The following is a 17,390-nucleotide window of genomic DNA, read 5'->3' as shown; positions in this document are numbered from 1 at the left end:
GCGGGGAACTGCGCGACAAGCCACGACGCGCCCGCAGAGCGCCGGACACGCCGTAGCGCCCCGGGCCGGGCTGCGCCCGGGGAACGGTGGAAGGGCGGGGTTGGGGAGAAGCACACCCACCCCCCACCGCACAAGGCCATGTTTTCGGCCAACCGTAGGGTCCGGGTTCGTATCCGGACGCCCCGTCCGGTTACGCTCAGGACATGCATGCCTGGCCCGCTTCAGAGGTTCCCGCCCTGCCCGGCAGTGGCCGCGACCTCCGGATCCACGACACCGCGACCGGTGAGCGAGTGACCCTCGCTCCCGGTCCCGTCGCCCGTATCTACGTCTGCGGCATCACGCCGTACGACGCCACCCACATGGGGCACGCGGCGACCTACAACGCGTTCGACCTCGTGCAGCGCGTGTGGCTCGACACCAAGCGGCAGGTTCACTACGTCCAGAACGTCACGGACGTCGACGATCCCCTCCTGGAGCGCGCCGTCGCCAACGGCGACGACTGGACCGAGCTCGCCGAGCGCGAGACGGCCCTGTTCCGCGAGGACATGACCGCCCTGCGAATGCTCCCGCCGCGCCACTACGTGGGCGCCGTGGAGTCGATACCCAAGATCGTCCCGCTGGTGGAGCGGCTGCGCGACGCCGGTGCCGCCTACGAGCTGGAGGGCGACGTCTACTTCTCCGTCGCCTCCGACCCCGCCTTCGGCGGCGTCTCGCACCTCGACGCCGAGGCCATGCGCCTGCTGTCGGCGGAGCGCGGCGGCGACCCGGACCGCCCGGGCAAGAAGAACCCCCTCGACCCGATGCTGTGGATGGCCGCCCGCCCGGGCGAGCCCAGCTGGGACGGGGCCTCGCTGGGCCCCGGCCGCCCCGGCTGGCACATCGAGTGCGTGGCCATCGCCCTGGAGCACTTCGGCATGGGCTTCGACGTCCAGGGCGGCGGCTCCGACCTGGTCTTCCCGCACCATGAGATGGGCGCCTCGCACGCCCAGGCGCTGACCGGCGAGCACCCCTTCGCCAAGACGTACGTCCACGCCGGCATGGTCGCCCTGCACGGCGAGAAGATGTCCAAGTCCAAGGGCAACCTCGTCTTCGTCTCCGCGCTGCGCCGCGAGGGCGTCGACCCGGCCGCCATCCGCCTGTCCCTGCTGGCCCACCACTACCGGGCCGACTGGGAGTGGACGGACGCCGTCCTCCAGGAGGCCGTGGAGCGGCTGGACCGCTGGCGCGCCGCCGTCTCGCGCCCGGACGGGCCGCCCGCCGAGGCGCTGCTGGAGGAGATCCGCGCGGCCCTCGCCGACGACCTCGACACTCCGGCCGCCCTGGCCGCCGTCGACCGCTGGGCCGCCGCCCAGGCCGCCGAGGGCGGTACGGACACCGGTGCCCCGGGCCTGGTCTCCCGGGCCGTCGACGCGCTGATGGGCGTCGCGCTCTAGCCGTACCGCATGAAGGGCGCGCTCCCCGCCGGGGGAGCGCGCCCTTTCGCGTATGTGCGCGTACACGACAAGTCCATGAGCATCGCGCACGAGTCCATGGTCACCGGGCCCCCGGCTGCGCTATCCACGCGCTCATGAGACCGCGAACACGACTGAGGACACGCCTGAGAACGGTCATCGCCACCACGCTGCTCACTGTCCTCGCCACCCTCGTGGCCCCGGCGGGCAGCGCACGCGCCGAGGCCGCCGAGCAGACCGTGGGCGACGTGACCGGCTTCGCCACGGCCGGGCCCGTCTTCCACCTCCGGGCCGGCACGGCGAAGGTGCGGGTGAGCTTCGTGACCGCCCGCAGCTTCCGGCTGGAGCTCGCGCCGGACGGGCGGTTCACGGAGGCCACCGGCAAGGACATCGTGCTGCCGCAGGGCAGCACGCCCCCGGCCACCCGCTGGCGCGATCTGGGCGACCGGTACGAGATGAGCACCTCGGCGATCACCCTGCGCGCGTACAAGAAGCCCCTGCGCTTCGCCCTGCACCGGGCCGACGGCAGCCGCATCTGGGCCGAGACCAAGGGCCTCACCTGGGGCACGGACGCGGCCGGCAAGGAGCGGACCGTACAGACCCTGACCCGGGGCGCGAACGAGCAGTTCTACGGCGCGGGCATGCAGAACGGGCGCGGCAACACCTCGCACCGCGGCAGGACCGTCGAGGTCGGCGTCGACTACAACTGGGACGACGGCGGCCACCCCAACTCGGTGCCCTACTACCTCTCCACCGCCGGTTACGGCGTCTACCGCAACACCTACGCGCCGGGCACCTACACCTTCGGCGACCCGGTGACGGCCGGCGCGCAGGAGCGGCGCTTCGACGCGTACTACTTCGCCGGCGAGACGGCCAAGGACGTCATCGGGCAGTACACCTCGCTCACCGGCCGGCCGTTCCTGCCGCCGCTGTACGGGCTGGAGATCGGCGACTCCGACTGCTACCTGCACAACAAGAACCGCGGGGAGCGGCACACCCTCGACGCCCTGAAGGTCGCCGACGGCTACGTCGACCACGACCTGCCGCTGGGCTGGATGCTCGTCAACGACGGCTACGGCTGCGGCTACGAGAACCTGGCCGAGGCCGGCAAGGGCCTGGCCGACCGCAAGATGAAGATGGGCCTGTGGACCGAGGACGGCCTCGGCAAGCTCGCCGACCAGGTCAAGGCGGGCCAGCGGGTCGCCAAGCTGGACGTCGCCTGGGTCGGCGACGGGTACAAGTTCGCCCTCGACGGCTGCAAGGACGCCTACAAGGGCATCGAGGAGAACAGCGACGCCCGCGGCTTCACCTGGGCTCCCGAGAGCTGGTCCGGCGCACAGCGCTGCGGCGTGCAGTGGTCCGGCGACCAGAAGGGGTCCTGGGAGTACATCCGCTGGCAGATTCCCACCTACGCCGGCGCCACGATGTCGGGGCTGGCCTACACCACGGGCGACGTCGACGGCATCTTCGGCGGCAGCCCCCGGACGTACGTGCGCGACCTGCAGTGGAAGGCGTTCCTGCCGGCCGTCATGACCATGGACGGCTGGGCGCCCAGCGACAAGCAGCCCTGGCGCTACGGGGAGCCGTACACGTCCATCAACCGCAAGTACTTGAAGCTCAAGGAATCGCTGCTGCCGTACATGTACAGCTACGCGGCCGAGGCCACGCGCACCGGCGTCGGCCCGGTGCGGCCCCTGGCGCTGGAGTACCCGGACGACCCCACCGCCGCCTCCGAGGCGGCGAAGTACGAGTTCCTCAGCGGCGAGTACTTCCTCGTGGCCCCCGTCTACCAGGACACCGACGTCCGCAACGGCATCTACCTGCCCAAGGGCACCTGGACCGACTACTGGACGGGCCGCACCTACCAGGGCCCGACCACCCTCGACGGCTACCACGCGCCCCTGGACACGCTGCCGCTGTTCGTCAAGGGCGGCGCGGCCGTCCCGATGTGGCCGGGCATCCGCTCGTACGAGGACCGCACGGCCGACTCACCGGTGGCCTGGGACGTCTACCCGCAGGGCTCTTCGTCGTTCACCTTGTACGAGGACGACGGCGTGACGAAAGCCCACCGGACGGGCGCCCACGCCGAACAGAAACTGACCGTCGCATCCGGTGGCGGCGCCGACGTACGCCTGTCACTGAGCCCTCTGCAGGGCGACTACCGCGGCAAGCAGACGGCCCGGCCGACGCAGTTCACGGTCCACACGGGCACGGCACCGACTGCGGCCACGGTGAACGGCAGCGACCTGCCGCGCCTGCAGTCGCCCGACGCGGCGGACGAGGGCTGGTGGTACGACCCGTCCGACCGCGGCGGCGTCGTCCACGTCAGGACGGCGACCCGACCGACGGACGAGCCGCTGTCGGTCGAGCTGAGGGGGTGAGCCGACGGGCGCGCCGCACTCCCTTGGCTGCGGCGCGCCCCGCGGGGAACCGGCTCACCCGGCCCGGCTGTTGGTGCGCTTGGGCAGGCAGAACATCAGGGCCCACATCAACGTGAGGGCGCCGCCGACCCACCAGAGGGTGCCGGTGAACGCGTCGCGGTTGATCGCGCCGTCGGGTGAGCCGCCGGTGGCGGCGAAGAACACGAGGGCGGTCAGCGCGGTGCCGAGGGCAATGCCCAGGTGCATTGCGGTGTTGAACAGGCCCGAGGCGGAACCGGCGTTCTCGTGCGGGACCTCGGCGAGGGACATGTCGGCGAGCGGGCCGCCGACCATGCCGAGGCCGAAGCCGATCAGCACGACCGGGACGGTCATCGCGAGGAGGGTCGGGCCGGCCTGCCGGCTGCTGATCTGAAGTCCGTAGGCCGCCATCGAGGCGAGTGCGATCACGACTCCGGCCTGGGGCAGGCGGCGCCCGAAGCGCCCGGCGGTCCTCATCGCGGTCGTCGCACCGGCCAGCTCGCCGAAAGCGAGCAGCACGAAGGCCGCGGCCGCCATCAGCGGATTCATGCCCAGGCCCCGCTGGAGGTACAGCGTCCAGGTCGTGAAGAACAGGCCGCACAGCAGGCCGAGCATCAGCTGGGCGGACAGGCCGCCGGAGAACTGCTTGCCCCGGAAGAGGGACAGTGCCACGAGCGGGGCGTTGTCCTGCCTGTGCTGCTGGTGACGCAGGAAGACGCCGAGCACGAGAATCCCTGCGGCGAGCATGGCGAAGCACCACAGCGGCCACTGGTGGGAACGGCCCTCGGTGAGCGGGAAGACGATCAGGACCACGGCCAGTGCGGACAGCAGCATGCCGGTGAGGTCGAGCCGGTCGGCCTGCTGCGCCGTCGACTCGGGGACGAACCTCCGGCCGAGGAGGATCACGGCGAGGCCGACGGGTACGTTGATCAGGAAGATCGGCCGCCAGCCCAGTCCGATCAGGTCGGCCTCGGTGATCACGCCACCCAGGACCGGGCCCAGGACGTTGGCGAGCGACAGGACGGCCCCGTACAGGCCGAAGGCCCTGCTGCGGTTTTCGCCGTCGAAGGTGACATGGAGAGTGGCCAGGACCTGGGGGATCATCACCGCGACGCCGGCGCCCTGGACGACGCGAGCGGCAATCAGCACACCAGGGCCGGTGGCGATGCCGCACAGCAGCGAGGCCAGGGTGAACACGAGGGTGCCGATGAGGAGGATCTTGCGTCGGCCGTGGATGTCGCCGAGCCGCCCGCCGGTGATCAGCCCGACGGCGACGGTCAGCGAGTAGCCGGCGGTCAGCCACTGCACGGCCGCCGGTTCGGCGCCGGTCGAGTCCTGGACGGCGGGCAGGATGGTGAGGACGACCGACTGGTCGAGGATGTCCATGAGCTCGGCGACCAGGAGCACCACAAGGGCGATCCGGGCGGCGCGGGTCGTCTTCGACGACCGGTCCGGTGTGTCGTGAGCCGGGGGCTCGGCGGTGTGCTGCGGCTCGTTGCCGAGCGCGGGGGAAGGCACTGCGGGGCTCCTGATGCAAGGAAGCGGGGGAGCCCTGCCGTCAGCCGCGCCGGGGCCGGAACATAGGAAACCCGGGGCAGCCGGCAGAGCTGCACCCGGAAAATGACAGGGAAAGGCGGGGGTGGGCGACGCAACTCAGGCCAGCGCAACGTCCGCCCCCGGACACGTTCGAAACCTCGGAACGTGGGGAACTGCGGACGGCTACGTGGCCTGGGAGATAAGTCGTCACCTCGAAACACGGCGCCGGTGCCCCGGAACGGGCACAGGCGGAACCCAAAAAGGGTAAAGGCCCCGCCGGCGCCCGTGCAACGCGATAACTCCCCCACACCCCGCCGCACCGCTGGTCACTCAGCCGAAGTTTCCAACGGCTTGCTGAAGTGGAAGGCGACGATGGACATCCGCTCGCGCAGGTAGAAGCGGTGGGCGTCGGTGCGGTGGGTGCCGGAGTCCAGGGTGAACTGCAGGCAGCCCTCCTCCCGCGCCCGCTCCTGCAGGTACGTCAGCAGCGCCTTGCCCACGCCGCCGGACCGGGCGTCCGCATCGGTGACGAGGTCGTCGACGTACAGCGAGCGCAGGGTGCTGGTGTTGACGACGATCCGCCACCCGGCGACGCCGACGCACCGGCCGTCGCTGTCGTACGCCCCGGAGAACCGCAGCCCGGAGCCGTGTCCCTCCGCGTACACCTCCCGGTATGTCTCCTCGGTGAGGTGCGGGCGCAGCTGGCGCAGGACGGGCAGGAAGTCGGTGACGAGCCGCTCGTCACCCGGGGCCAGGTCGATGATCTTCATGGCCGCACCCTAGGCGAGCCGCCCGGCGCCGACGGGCGAGTGTGACGAGCCCAACGCCCCGCGCACGGCGCCGAGCAGCTCCCCGGGCGAGGTGAGGGCCGGGGGCGTCTCCTCGGGGAGGACCCAGACGCGATTGCCCACGTACTTGGTGGGTGGCGGCGAGAGCAGCGCCCAGTCACCGGGATGGACGGTGACCCCGCCCTCCCCGGCGAACCGGTATCCCGTCCCCAGCGGCAGCAGCCACCACACGGCACGCTCGGCGCCGCTCATGAGGTACGGCCCGATGTGCCGCCCCGCACCCTTCAGCTGCCGCACGGCGGCCACGGCCAACGCGAAGTCGACCCGCACGACGTCCCACTCCCGCCCGGGGAGCAGGGGTGCGGTGCACCCGAGGCGCCACAGGTCCAAGGTCGCGGCGGGAACGATCGAGGCCCGGGCGAGCCAGGCGGTACGGGAGGCGGACACGGTACTCCTTCGGGGCGTACGGAACGGGATCCGAAGGGGACCGTAGGCGCGGTGCGGGAGCGGAAGGGGCACAGTTCGTACCCCCTCGCGGGGCAGCGGTCCGGGGCCTGTCCGGCGGCGCCCCGAAGGGGCGCGGGGAACTGCGCGATCGGCCACCAACGGCCCGCAGCCGACGCACCACCCCTGGGTCCGGGCGCAGCCCGGCTCTCCGTCCGCGGGCGCGTCGTGGCTTGTCGCGCAGTTCCCCGCGCCCCTTACGGGCGCGAAGAGCCGCCGGACACGCCCTACGCGGCCAGCAGGCCGACCTTCACCGCGAGCTCGGACGCGCGGCGACGGCGGTGCGGGCTCATTGCCTCGGACTCGGCCAGGATGATCGTCCGGGCGTGGCCGTTGTAGCGGATCGTCTCGGGGGCCGTCTCGAAGGCCCTGCCCAGGGCGGCGAGGGCGGCCTCGGGCTGGCCGTCGAGGTGGTAGCCGCGGGCCTCCTCGATGCGGTGGCGCGCCCGGCGCGGCCGGGAGGGGATGGCCAGCGCGTCCGCGGCGGCCGCCTGCCGCACCGACTCGCCGCCCGCGTGCAGCTCGACGGCCACGGTGACGGCGTGCGCGCCCATCACGGCGCGGGAGAACGAGGTGACCGGATGGAAGTAGTCCGCGGGCAGCCGGTCGGCCACGGCCCGGGCCGCGTCCCAGTGGTGCCACGCCGTACCGCTGTCGCCCCGGCGGGCGGCGGTGTAGCCGGCTTCGAAGCGCAGGGCTCCGGCAATGGCGAGGACGTCGTCCGCCGCGTCGGGCAGCAGGGGATCCAGATAGCGCAGCGTGTCCCGCGTGACCGCGTCGGCGGCGTCGAAGTGCGCGGGACCGCTGTCGCGGTGGGCCTGCGCGGCCAGCCAGGCGGCGATTCCGATGGTGTGCGCGTCCTCGGACTGCTGCGCGGCGACCATGCCGCGCTCGGCCACGCGCCACAGGAGCGAGGGATCCGGCTGGTAGGCCAGGAAGAACTGGCTCAGGCTGTAGATCTCCGACAGCGCCGCCTGCGCGGCCCGCCGGTCGGCCGCCCGGTCGGCCTGCTGGACGGCCAGCTGCCCGTCGCGGATGAGGTCCGGCAGCAGCGCGCCGATGACATCGCGGTGGTTGGCCGAGGAATGCCGGGCCCGCCAGGCGGCGGCCAGTCGCATCCGCAGCTGCGCGACCGCCGGGGCCCGCCCCGGCGGGACGCAGGGGAACGCGTCGACGGCGGCACGCACGGCCGGCAGCCGGGCGTGGCCCGGGCCGGCGAAGAGATCCACGCGCAGGCCCTGGTCACCGGTGAGCTCGGACAGCTCGCGCACGCGGAGGATCTCCGCGACCCGCAGGATCACCTCCAGCTTCGGCGTCTTGAGCCGGCCGCACTCCACGGCCTTCACCCACGACGGCGACCTGCCGAGCAGCCCGGCGAGGACGGTCCGGCTCATCCCGCGGCGCGTGCGCAGCACCTGCAACCGCTGCCCGAACGCCAGGGGGTCGGCGTACGGCTCGTTGATGGCATCCGATGGCACGATCGTTGGCCTCTCTCCGGACGGCGCGTCACGACCAGAGTATGGCGGGAACCGGCCCGCTGGGGACGCCGAGTTGACGTCCCGGGATGTGCGCTCAAGGTCACAGCGCGCCCGCTCCGCCAGGTGTGAGAATCATGCTCATGACGCCTTCCGCACCGGCCTCGTCCGACCACGGCCGTTACCTCCTGGACAACGCGCAGACCGAGGCGGGCATCCGCTTCCGTGTGCTCGGTGAGCTGTTCGATCCCTCCACCTTCCGGCACATCGAGCAGCTCGGCATCGCGCCGGGGTGGAAGTGCTGGGAGGTGGGCGCCGGTGGCACCACGGTGGTGAGCTGGCTGGCCGACCGGGTCGGGCCCGGTGGGCGGGTCGTGGCCACCGACATCGACACCTCGTGGGCCGACCCCGTCGCGGCGAGCGGCGTGGAGGTGCTGCGGCACGACGTCGGCCGCGACGAACCGCCGGGGGGCGGCTTCGACCTCGTCCACGCCCGGTTGGTGCTGATCCACGTGTCCGATCGGGAGCGAGCCCTGCGGTCGATGGTCGCCTCGCTGCGGCCGGGCGGGTGGTTGCTCGTGGAGGACGCCGCTCCGGCATTGCAGCCGTCGATCAGCCTGGACGAGGACGGGCCCGAGCAGGAGCTGGCCAACAAGCTGCGCGCCGGCTTCCGCTCGCTGATGGCGGCGCGCGGCGCCGACCTCTCCTACGGCCGCAAGCTGCCCCGGCTCCTGCGGGACGCGGGGCTGGCAGACGTCCGTGCGGACGGCTACTTCCCCGTCACCTCACCGGCCTGCGACCTCCTGGAGGCGGCGACCGTCCGCCAGGTGCGTGCCCAGCTGGTCGGGGCGGGGCTGGCAACGGACGAGGAGATCGACCGGCACCTGGCGAACATTGCCGCGGGCGGCCTCGACGTCTCCACCTCTCCGCTGATCTCCGCCTGGGGCCGCCGCGTGTAGGGCGCGGGCTCGAATGCAGCGGTGAGGGGCGAGGGAGCCGCGGCGTGCGCCATATGTGGCCTAAATCGCCACATCGGCCGGGCTGCGTCGGCGTAGTTCCACAAGATGCGGCCGGGAGCTCTAGTGGATGTGTACCTTCCCTACTCCCTGGTTCTCCATGAGGATCGAGTGCCATCCATACGGAATCATTCGATCCGCTTCGCGGACTCCGCGCTCCAGTGAGGACTTGCGTTGGCCCCCTTCGACTCCCAAGAGGTTCCCGTCGGCCGGGCATGGCGGAAGTCATGCCGCATGGTGGGTGGAGGGGCGCTGTCCCCTTGAGATTCCGGATCGGCCGTTCAAGCAGCACCTCACCGCGTTCGTCCCGGGAGGACCGAGGGGTCGCCCCGGCCGCCCCCGCCTCCCGGGAAACGGAGGCCGCCGAAGCGCCTTTGTCGCCCCATGAGATAGACCTCATAAGGACTTCCCTGGCGGTGGTCGAGCCCCTCGCGGGGGAAATAACGGTCTACTTCTACGCCATCCTCTTCGCCCGTTATCCCGAGGTCCGTCCGATGTTCCCGGAAGGGATGGACGCCCAGCGCGATCGTCTCCTCCGGGCGCTGTTGCGGATCGTGGATCTGGTCGACGACGCCGAAAGCCTCGTCGGTTTCTGCGGGCATCTCGGGCGGGACCACCGCAAGTTCGGCACCCTCGCCGCGCACTTCCCGGCCGTCGGCGAGTGTCTTCTCGACACCCTGGCCCGGTACGCCGGCTCCGCGTGGACCCCGGAGATCGCCGCGGCCTGGACGAAGGCGTACGGCACCGTGGCCCAGGTCATGATCAGTGCGGCGGAGCAGGACGAGGCGGTGCGGCCCGCCGTGTGGGCCGGCACTGTCGTGCACCGGTTGCCGCGCGGTCACGGCATCACCGAGATCACCGTACGGCCCGAGGGCGACTACGCGTACGCCGCGGGGCAGTACGTGAGCGTCGAGACCCCGTGGTGGCCGAAGCGGTGGCGTTACTACTCCGTCGCCAACGCGCCCCGCGAGGACGGCACCCTCACCTTTCACGTCCGCGCAGTGCCGGGCGGTTCGGTCAGTCACGCGCTGGCGCACCGGGCGGCGGTGGGCGACGTCGTGCGGTTGGGGCCGCCGATGGGGGACATGGTCCTCGACGCGGCCGCGCACCGCGAGCTGCTCCTCGTGGCCGGCGGCACCGGTCTGGCCCCGATCCGTGCGCTCGTCGAAGAGGTGGCCCGGCGAGGCGGGGGCCATCAGGTGAGCCTTTTCCTGGGCGCCCGGACCGGCGCCGAGCTGTACGCGGTCGACGACATGCTCCGCATGGCCCAGCGGCACCACTGGCTGACGGTCAAAGCCGCGGTGTCCGACGAGTACAGCTTCGGCATTCGCGGGTCCCTGCCGGAGGTTCTGGCCGAGTATGGGCCCTGGTACGAGCACGACGCGTTCCTCAGCGGCCCCGCCCAGATGATCATTTCGGCCAGGGAAGTGCTCGGACTGCACGGAATGCCGACCGATCGGATCCACCACGACCCCTTTGAAACGCCGGTCCTGTCCACTCCCTGATCCGTTCCGCCAGGAGAACTCTTCGTGACATCAGCAGGTGAACACCGGCTGCAGCGACACATGGGCACCGCCGACCGCGCCGCCCGGTTCTACGACCAGCAGGTCCGGGACCATCTCACCCCCGAAATGCAGGACTTCATCGGCCGCCAGGCCATGGTCTTCCTGGCCACCGCCGACGCGAAAGGCGAATGCGATGCCAGCTTCCGGGCCGGTCCGCCCGGATTCGTCCACGTGATGGACGACCGTGCGCTCGCCTATCCGGAATTCCGCGGGAACGGCGTGATGGCCAGCGCCGGCAATGTCCTCGAAAACCCCCATCTCGGCATGCTCTTCGTCGACTTCACCCACCATCATGTGGGACTGCACGTCAACGGCGTGGCCCGCCTCTACTACGACCACGACCTGCGCCGCATGCACCCCGGCCTGCCCACGGACGTCGCGCCGGGCCGCAGTCCGGAGATGTGGGTGCACCTCGCCGTGGAGGAGGCCTACATCCACTGCTCCAAGTACATTCCGCATCTGGTGCCGGCACCCCGCCCGGTCGGCCGGGACGCGTCCCGGCCGAAGGACGCCGAGTACTTCACCAGCCCCCGGCGGCCGGAGTACGGCGCGCACCGGCCGGCGGGCGGACCGGGTTGATCGCGCGGTGCGAGCGGCCCCGGGCAACGGGCGTGGCTCCGGTCAGGGCGCGTCCCGGGGCTGCGGTGGACGTGTGAGGTGGGTCAGGGCTGCCGTGCGGAAGCCGGTGATCAGGCCCCTGTGGTCACCGGCACGCGTGGCGAGGACGACCTGGCCCGGTTCGACGCCTCGTACGGGGATCGTGACGAGGTCCGGGCGGCGGTTGGTCGTCCGGGCTCCTGCCGGTACGAGGGCCACGGCCTGGCCGCTCGCGATGGCTTCGTGTTTGTCCTCGATCGTTTCCACGACGGGGCCGTCGGGGGCGCGGCGTCCGTCGGGCCGGGGGTCGACGCGCCAGAAGGCGTTCCACATGGGGTCCGGGAGGCAGACCATGGGTTCGTCGGAGATGTCGTCGAGGGTGATGGACTCCTTTCCGGCGAGACGGTGGTCGACGGGCACCATGAGCAGCCGTGGTTCGTCGTACAGGACCGTCACCCGCAGGCCGTCGGCCGTGAACGGCATCCGGGCCACGACCGCGTCGACGTGGTGGTCCAGCAGGGCCGCGCGCGGTTCGTTCCATGCCAGGTGCTGCGTGCGCACCTCGGCTTCCGGGTGCCTGTGGCGCAGGTCGCGGACGGCGGGGGTGATGATGAGGCCGGTGGTGTAGCCGATGGTGATGTGGCTGGGCTCGGCCACTGCGCGGGTCTGCGCAACGGCCTGAGCGGCGGACCGCAGGAGCGTCCGGGCGTGCTGCAGGAAGGCGGCTCCGGCCTCGGTGAGGTGGGTGCCCTGCGGAGTGCGGTCCAGCAGGCGGGCTCCCAGCTGGTCCTCCAGGCGGCGGATCTGCCGGCTCAGGGAGGGCTGGGCGAGGTGCAGGACGGCGGCGGCGCGGCCGAAGTGCCGTTGCTCGGCGACGACGGTGAAGTAGCGCACCAGGCGTAAGTCCAGATCCGCGGACGAGTCGGACGTCTCAGACATGCTCCGACTGTATTGCGCGTCACGGGCGCGAGCCCTGTGGGTCTCGCATGAACTGCTGTGATGCCCATGCGGTATCGGCCGTCCCGGAACAGGTCTTGGACGGCGGACGCGTGGTCACGTCAGGGTGGGGACACCGGCCGGCATTCCGTCGCCGGCTTTGTCGAGCGAACGAGCAAGCGAGGTACTGATGAAATTCATCGTCCGCACCGGACTCGCCGCCCTCCTGACCGCGGGTGCCGTCGCCACGGCGGTCGCCCCCGCCGTCGCCGCCGGGACCGGGCACGCTCCGGCCGTGGCCGGCGCGCACGCGGTGGTGGCGAACCCCAAGACCATCAAGGCCGCCGCGTACAACCAGGCGCGGAGCATCCTGGCGAAGGCCGGGAGCCAGACTGCCGCCAAGTCGCACCCCATCCATGGGAAGGACGACGTGCCGGTGAGTTATGGAACCAGCCTGCTGGCCGCTTCCCGCGACGAGTTCCGGCAGACCGACAAGCACCTGCCGGACAAGCAGAAGAAGTCCGGGATGTCGCTACCGCATTACAACGCCATTCACAGCGCGGCGAAGACGATGGGCATCACCCAGTGGTGACCTGCGACTGAGCACGCTGACGTGCAGGCCCCGCCCCCGTAGGGGGACGGGGCCTGCGCCGTCGTCGGCAAGCGGAAGGTATTAGCTCAACTACGCAACTCCTTGCGCAGTCGAGCAAACCGCCGCTACCGTCTTGCTTATGCAAGCAAACAACCGCGCGACCGAGCAGGAGCGCACGTTCACGGAGGCCGCGCGGCGGGCGCAGATCGTGGGGGCGGCGATCGAGGTGATCGCCGATCTCGGGTACGGCAAGGCCACCTTCGCGCGCATCGCGGAGCGGGCCGGGCTGAGCAGCACCGGGATGATCTCGTACCACTTCAAGGGGAAGGACGACCTCATGCGCGAGGTCGTCGCTGAGGTCCTGCGCGTCGTCGGCGAGTACATGGTGCCGCGCATCGAGGCCGAGTCGACCGCGCGGGGGCGGCTGCGGGCGCACATCGAGTCCAACATCGCGGCGCTCACCGTGTACCCCAAGCACCTGCCGGCCCTCGTGGAGGTGCTGACCAACACCCGCATGCCGGATTTCGACGCCTCCATGGACGCCTTCCTGCACGACATCGCCGACCGCATGAGAGCGGCTCAGGCGGCCGGCGAATTCGGCGAGTTCGACCCGTGGGTGATGGCCCTGGCCATCCGCAGCGCGATCGACGCCGTCATCAGCCGGGCGGCCACCGACCCCGGGCTCGATCTCGCCCTGTGCGGGCGGGAGCTCGCCGACCTCTTCGACCGGGCGACACGCAAGTAACACCACAGAAGGCAACAGGGCGGGGGAAAGACAGTGACGGAAGCGACCGAGGCGACCGAGGTGACCCCGGTGAGGACGCGGGCCGAGAAGGCCGCCGCCGTCCGCCGCTACGCGCTCAAGCAGCTGCTGTTCGAGCTGGGGCTGCCGCTCGGCGCCTACTACGGGCTGCGGGCCGCCGGCGTGAACCAGTGGGCCGCGCTCCTGGTCGGCAGCCTGCTGCTCGTGCCGTGGATCGGGTACGGGATGGTGCGCCGGCGCCGCATCGAGGGGATGGCGGTGTTCACCCTCGCCGTCCTGGTCGTCGGGGCGCTGATGACGCTGGTGACCGGCGACCCGCGGACGCTCCTGGTCCGGGACAGCTGGCTCGCCGCGCTGATCGGCCTGTGGGTGCTGGGCACGCTGCCGACGCGCAGCCCCTTCATGCTGACGGCGTTCCGTCCCCTGATCGTGGCCAAGGTGGGCGAGGACGGCTTCCGGCAGTGGCGGGCGCAGTGGGAGGCGAATCCCGTGTTCCGGCGGCGCATCAGGGTGATCACCGCGGTGTGGGGGACGGTGCTCACGCTGGACGCCGGCGTGCGCGTCGTGCTGGCGCTGACGCTGCCCGTCGACCTCGTACCGACCGTGAGCACCGTGCAGTGGCTGGTGGTGCTGGCGGGACTGATCTTCTTCCACAAGTGGTACGTCACCCGCAGCGGGCTCGAGGCCTGAGGCATGAGGCATTGATGACAGGAGCGGCCATGGACACGGACGTCATCGTCGTCGGGGGCGGCCCCACCGGGCTGACCCTCGCGGGCGAACTCGCACTCGCCGGCGTGCGCGCCGTCGTCCTGGAGCGGCAACCGGTGCGCTCCGGGCAGTCCAGGGCGCTCAACCTGCAGCCGCGCACCGCCGAGATGCTCGACATGCGCGGCTGGCTGGAACCGGTGCTCGACCGGGCGCTCACCACCGTGCCCACCGGCCACTTCGCCGGCATCCCGCTCGACTACGACGTCTTCGACACCGCCTTCCCGTACCAGGTCGGCATTCCGCAGGCCCGCGTGGAGGAGTTCCTGGAGGACAACCTCGCCGCGTACGACGTGCCCGTGCTGCGCGGGCACGAACTGACCGGGCTCGCCCAGGACGCGGACGGCGTGACCGCGACCGTCGCCACCCCGGACGGTACGACGCGCCGGCTGCGGGCGGCGTACGCCGTCGGCGCGGACGGCGCGCGCAGCCGCGTGCGCAAGGAGGCGCACATCGCCTTCCCCGGGCGCGACGGCCGCCTGTCGATGGTGGTCGCCGACATCGTCCTGGCGGACAACGGCACCCTGCCCACGCAGTGGCCGCTGCCGCGCTACGACGCCCGCGACGAACAGCTCTTCCTCGTCCCCCTCGGCGGGGGCGTCTTCCGCTTCCTCTTCGGCGGCCCCGAACAGCAGGAGCGCGACCGCGACGCGCCGGTCACCGAGGACGAGGTCCGGGCGGCGCTGCGGCCGGCGGGCGGGGTGCGGCCCGAACTGGTGGAGGTCCGCTGGGCATCGCGGTTCACCGACGCCGCCCGCCAGGCCGAGCAGTACCGCGCGGGGCGGGTGCTGCTCGCCGGGGACGCGGCCCACATCCACTTCCCGGCCGGCGGCCAGGGGCTCAACCTCGGGGTGCAGGACGCCTTCAACCTCGGCTGGAAACTCGCCTCCGTCGTCACCGGCCGCGCCGGCGAGGACCTGCTGGAGACGTACCACGCCGAGCGGCACCCCGTCGGCGCCGGCGTCCTGCGCAACACCCGGGCCCAGGGCGTCCTGGTGCACCCCGACGAGGACGTGCACGCCCTGCGGGAGACCGTGGCCGGGATGCTCGCCCAACCTGACGCCAACCGGTACGTCGCCGGGCTCGTCTCCGGACTCGGCATCCGCTACCCCATGCCCGGCGCCCCGCCGCACCCCCTGCTCGGCGCCCGCATGCCGGGCGTACGCCTCCCCGACGGCCGCGGACGGCTGCTGGCCCCGCCCCGGGCCCCCGAGGACATGCTCGGCCCGTGGCGCGAGCGCGTGGGCCTCGTCGCGGACGCCGCGACCGGGGCCGACGCCGTGCTCGTACGGCCCGACGGGTACGTGTGCTGGGCCGGGCCGCCGGGGGAGGGGACGCCGCGGACGGCCCTGGAACGCTGGTTCGGACGCCCGTGAGCCCCCGGCCCGGGCTCACCACAGGTCGCGGTGGGCCTGGATGGGATCGCCCGCGTACGGGTGGTGGGCGTCGACGTTGTCCTGCGCCGGATGCGAACGGCCCGCCGGACCGGCGGCGAAGGCGCGCAGGACATTGGCCGTCACCCGGCCGGTGAAGCGGGCCGTGTCCGGCGGGATGCCATGGCTGCCGTCGCCGGTGAGCGACTCGACCCAGCGCATGGTGCCGGTGTTGAAGACACCCGCACCGCTCGAGGTCGTGTAATAACCGGAATTCGCGAAGGACCGCACCCCGCGGCACACCAGCGGGGAGTGGGCGAGGATCTGCAGCGGACGCGGAGTGCCGGGACCTGCGTCGACCCGGTCGTACTCGGTGCCGACCAGGTTCGGGAAGGCCGTGCCGCGCCCCGCACCGGTGCCCTCGAAGACCCAGTGGCCGGGCTCGGTGACCACGTAGTCGGCGGACGTCGGGTTCGACTCGTAGAGCGTGCCGGTGAGGGAATTCTCCGGGTCCGGGTGCGGCGGCTCGCGCCAGTCGGTCGTCACGGCCGCGTCGTCGCTGCCGGCGAGCGGGTCGAGGTGCCAGTCGGTCTTGTAGCAGACCACCAGGCGGCGCTCGCCGCTCGCCGCGTGCTCCAGCCGGATGCGGCGGAAGCAGGCGTTGGCCCCGAGAAAGGCGACGTTGGTGCCGGCATCGCGGGCGGCCGTGACGGCGCGCCGCATGGCCGGCGTCCAGTACTCGTCGTGGCCGAGGGACACCACGCCGTGCGCACCGTGCAGCAGCCCCGGCTCACGGTCGAGATCCATCGAGGTGACGTACGCCAGCGGCAGCCCCAGACGCTCGGCCAGCGCCACCGCCGGCTGCTCGTACGTCGTGAACAGCGGCGCACCGTCCCGGTCGTACGGGCGGTCACAACTGACCACGAGCGAACGGGAGGCGTAGTCGCCCTTGCCGCCGGGACCGTAGTACAGGCTGTGGCCGCCCCACGTGTTGTACGCCTGCCAGGTGCCGGTCGCGTTCACCAGCACCAGCCGGCCGGCGGTACGGGCCGAACGGACGGTCAGGGGTACGTAACGCTGCTCACCGGAATCGGCGGTGAGGCGGATGAGGTAGGAGCCCTCGGGCCAGCCGTGCGTGCCCACCTCGGTGGTGGCCGGCCACTCCGCGGTGACGGTGCGGGTGGGGCCGGTGGGGCGGGGGAGAGGCTGGGGGCCGGCCGGTATGTGCTCCGACGCCCACACGCGGCGGGCCTGGGCACCGCCGTACCAGCCCATGCGGAACGCCTCCGCCCGGAAACCGCTGGCGCCGGAGGCGCCGACGGAGACGTGCAGCCGGAACGATTCACCCGGCAGGACGCTCACCCGGTCGGCGTAGCCCTCGACGGCACGGTCGGGGCCGCGGTGGGTCAGGTGCCAGTCGGGGGTGCCGGGGCGCTCGTTCTCGGCGGGGGCGCCGCCGGAGGCGGGGCCGCCACCCTCCTGGGCACAGGCGCCCAGGAGGGCGCCCGCGCCCACGGCGGCGCTGGTGCCGAGGAAGCGGCGACGGTCCCAGGTGTGGTCGTCCATGTCCGTACCCATTGGGCGGGGCCCGGGCCGGAACGGCAACCGGAGAGGGCCGGTGCGCCTGCGG

At 72.1% G+C, this 17,390-nt stretch carries 15 protein-coding genes; 9 read left to right on the top strand and 6 right to left on the bottom strand.

Going from position 1 to position 17,390, the window contains the following annotated elements:
• The first annotated feature begins 203 nt into the window (after window positions 1-203).
• A complete protein-coding gene (mshC, locus tag ABD361_RS24350) occupies window positions 204-1,433 on the top strand; it encodes a cysteine--1-D-myo-inosityl 2-amino-2-deoxy-alpha-D-glucopyranoside ligase (RefSeq protein WP_344437938.1) in 1,230 nt (409 codons plus the stop codon).
• Window positions 1,434-1,567: 134 nt separating this feature from the next.
• The gene (locus tag ABD361_RS24345; RefSeq protein ID WP_425583311.1) at window positions 1,568-3,832 is read left to right on the top strand and encodes a glycoside hydrolase family 31 protein; all 2,265 of its coding nucleotides are present in this window, start codon (window positions 1,568-1,570) and stop codon (window positions 3,830-3,832) included.
• 54 nt (window positions 3,833-3,886) lie between these two features.
• On the opposite strand, the gene ABD361_RS24340 is transcribed toward ABD361_RS24345, so the two are convergent.
• From ABD361_RS24340 to ABD361_RS24325, 4 genes are all read right to left on the bottom strand, one after another.
• Entirely contained in the window at window positions 3,887-5,368 is a 1,482-nt protein-coding gene (locus tag ABD361_RS24340; RefSeq protein WP_344437936.1) for an MFS transporter, read from the bottom strand.
• Window positions 5,369-5,712: 344 nt separating this feature from the next.
• On the bottom strand, window positions 5,713-6,156 hold the full coding sequence (locus ABD361_RS24335) for a GNAT family N-acetyltransferase (RefSeq protein ID WP_344437934.1): 444 nt from the start codon (window positions 6,154-6,156) through the stop codon (window positions 5,713-5,715).
• A 9-nt stretch (window positions 6,157-6,165) separates the two neighbouring features.
• Window positions 6,166-6,621, bottom strand: coding sequence for a hypothetical protein (locus ABD361_RS24330; RefSeq protein ID WP_344437932.1), 456 nt, complete (start codon window positions 6,619-6,621; stop codon window positions 6,166-6,168).
• A 284-nt stretch (window positions 6,622-6,905) separates the two neighbouring features.
• Window positions 6,906-8,156 carry a helix-turn-helix domain-containing protein gene (locus tag ABD361_RS24325; protein WP_344437930.1) on the bottom strand — a complete coding sequence of 417 codons (1,251 nt, stop codon included), beginning with the start codon at window positions 8,154-8,156 and terminating at the stop codon, window positions 6,906-6,908.
• A 140-nt stretch (window positions 8,157-8,296) separates the two neighbouring features.
• Here ABD361_RS24325 and ABD361_RS24320 point away from each other — a divergent pair, with 140 nt between their 5' ends.
• From ABD361_RS24320 to ABD361_RS24310, 3 genes are all read left to right on the top strand, one after another.
• A complete protein-coding gene (locus ABD361_RS24320; RefSeq protein WP_344437927.1) occupies window positions 8,297-9,112 on the top strand; it encodes a class I SAM-dependent methyltransferase in 816 nt (271 codons plus the stop codon).
• A 473-nt stretch (window positions 9,113-9,585) separates the two neighbouring features.
• A complete protein-coding gene (locus ABD361_RS24315; protein ID WP_344437925.1) occupies window positions 9,586-10,674 on the top strand; it encodes a globin domain-containing protein in 1,089 nt (362 codons plus the stop codon).
• 60 nt (window positions 10,675-10,734) lie between these two features.
• On the top strand, window positions 10,735-11,313 hold the full coding sequence (locus ABD361_RS24310) for a pyridoxamine 5'-phosphate oxidase family protein (protein ID WP_344438099.1): 579 nt from the start codon (window positions 10,735-10,737) through the stop codon (window positions 11,311-11,313).
• Window positions 11,314-11,355: 42 nt separating this feature from the next.
• Here ABD361_RS24310 and ABD361_RS24305 read toward each other — a convergent pair whose 3' ends face one another.
• Window positions 11,356-12,270 (bottom strand): LysR family transcriptional regulator, encoded by a 915-nt coding sequence (locus ABD361_RS24305; protein ID WP_344437923.1) that lies wholly within the window; start codon window positions 12,268-12,270, stop codon window positions 11,356-11,358.
• 187 nt (window positions 12,271-12,457) lie between these two features.
• Here ABD361_RS24305 and ABD361_RS24300 point away from each other — a divergent pair, with 187 nt between their 5' ends.
• The 4 genes from ABD361_RS24300 to ABD361_RS24285 all read left to right on the top strand — a co-directional run bounded on the left by ABD361_RS24300 (window position 12,458) and on the right by ABD361_RS24285 (window position 15,763).
• The gene (locus ABD361_RS24300) at window positions 12,458-12,859 is read left to right on the top strand and encodes a hypothetical protein (RefSeq protein ID WP_344437920.1); all 402 of its coding nucleotides are present in this window, start codon (window positions 12,458-12,460) and stop codon (window positions 12,857-12,859) included.
• A gap of 139 nt (window positions 12,860-12,998) precedes the next feature.
• A complete protein-coding gene (locus ABD361_RS24295) occupies window positions 12,999-13,604 on the top strand; it encodes a TetR family transcriptional regulator (RefSeq protein ID WP_344437918.1) in 606 nt (201 codons plus the stop codon).
• Between the two features lie 33 nt (window positions 13,605-13,637).
• The gene (locus ABD361_RS24290; protein ID WP_344437916.1) at window positions 13,638-14,312 is read left to right on the top strand and encodes a VC0807 family protein; all 675 of its coding nucleotides are present in this window, start codon (window positions 13,638-13,640) and stop codon (window positions 14,310-14,312) included.
• 29 nt (window positions 14,313-14,341) lie between these two features.
• Window positions 14,342-15,763 carry an FAD-dependent monooxygenase gene (locus tag ABD361_RS24285; protein WP_344437914.1) on the top strand — a complete coding sequence of 474 codons (1,422 nt, stop codon included), beginning with the start codon at window positions 14,342-14,344 and terminating at the stop codon, window positions 15,761-15,763.
• 15 nt (window positions 15,764-15,778) lie between these two features.
• On the opposite strand, the gene ABD361_RS24280 is transcribed toward ABD361_RS24285, so the two are convergent.
• Window positions 15,779-17,326: a N,N-dimethylformamidase beta subunit family domain-containing protein gene (locus ABD361_RS24280; RefSeq protein ID WP_344437911.1), complete on the bottom strand. Its 1,548-nt coding sequence runs from the start codon at window positions 17,324-17,326 to the stop codon at window positions 15,779-15,781.
• Window positions 17,327-17,390 lie beyond the last annotated feature (64 nt).

It is taken from the genome of Streptomyces luteosporeus (assembly GCF_039532865.1).
GTDB lineage: Bacteria > Actinomycetota > Actinomycetes > Streptomycetales > Streptomycetaceae > Streptomyces > Streptomyces luteosporeus.
This window is presented reverse-complemented; position numbering and strand designations above follow the sequence as displayed.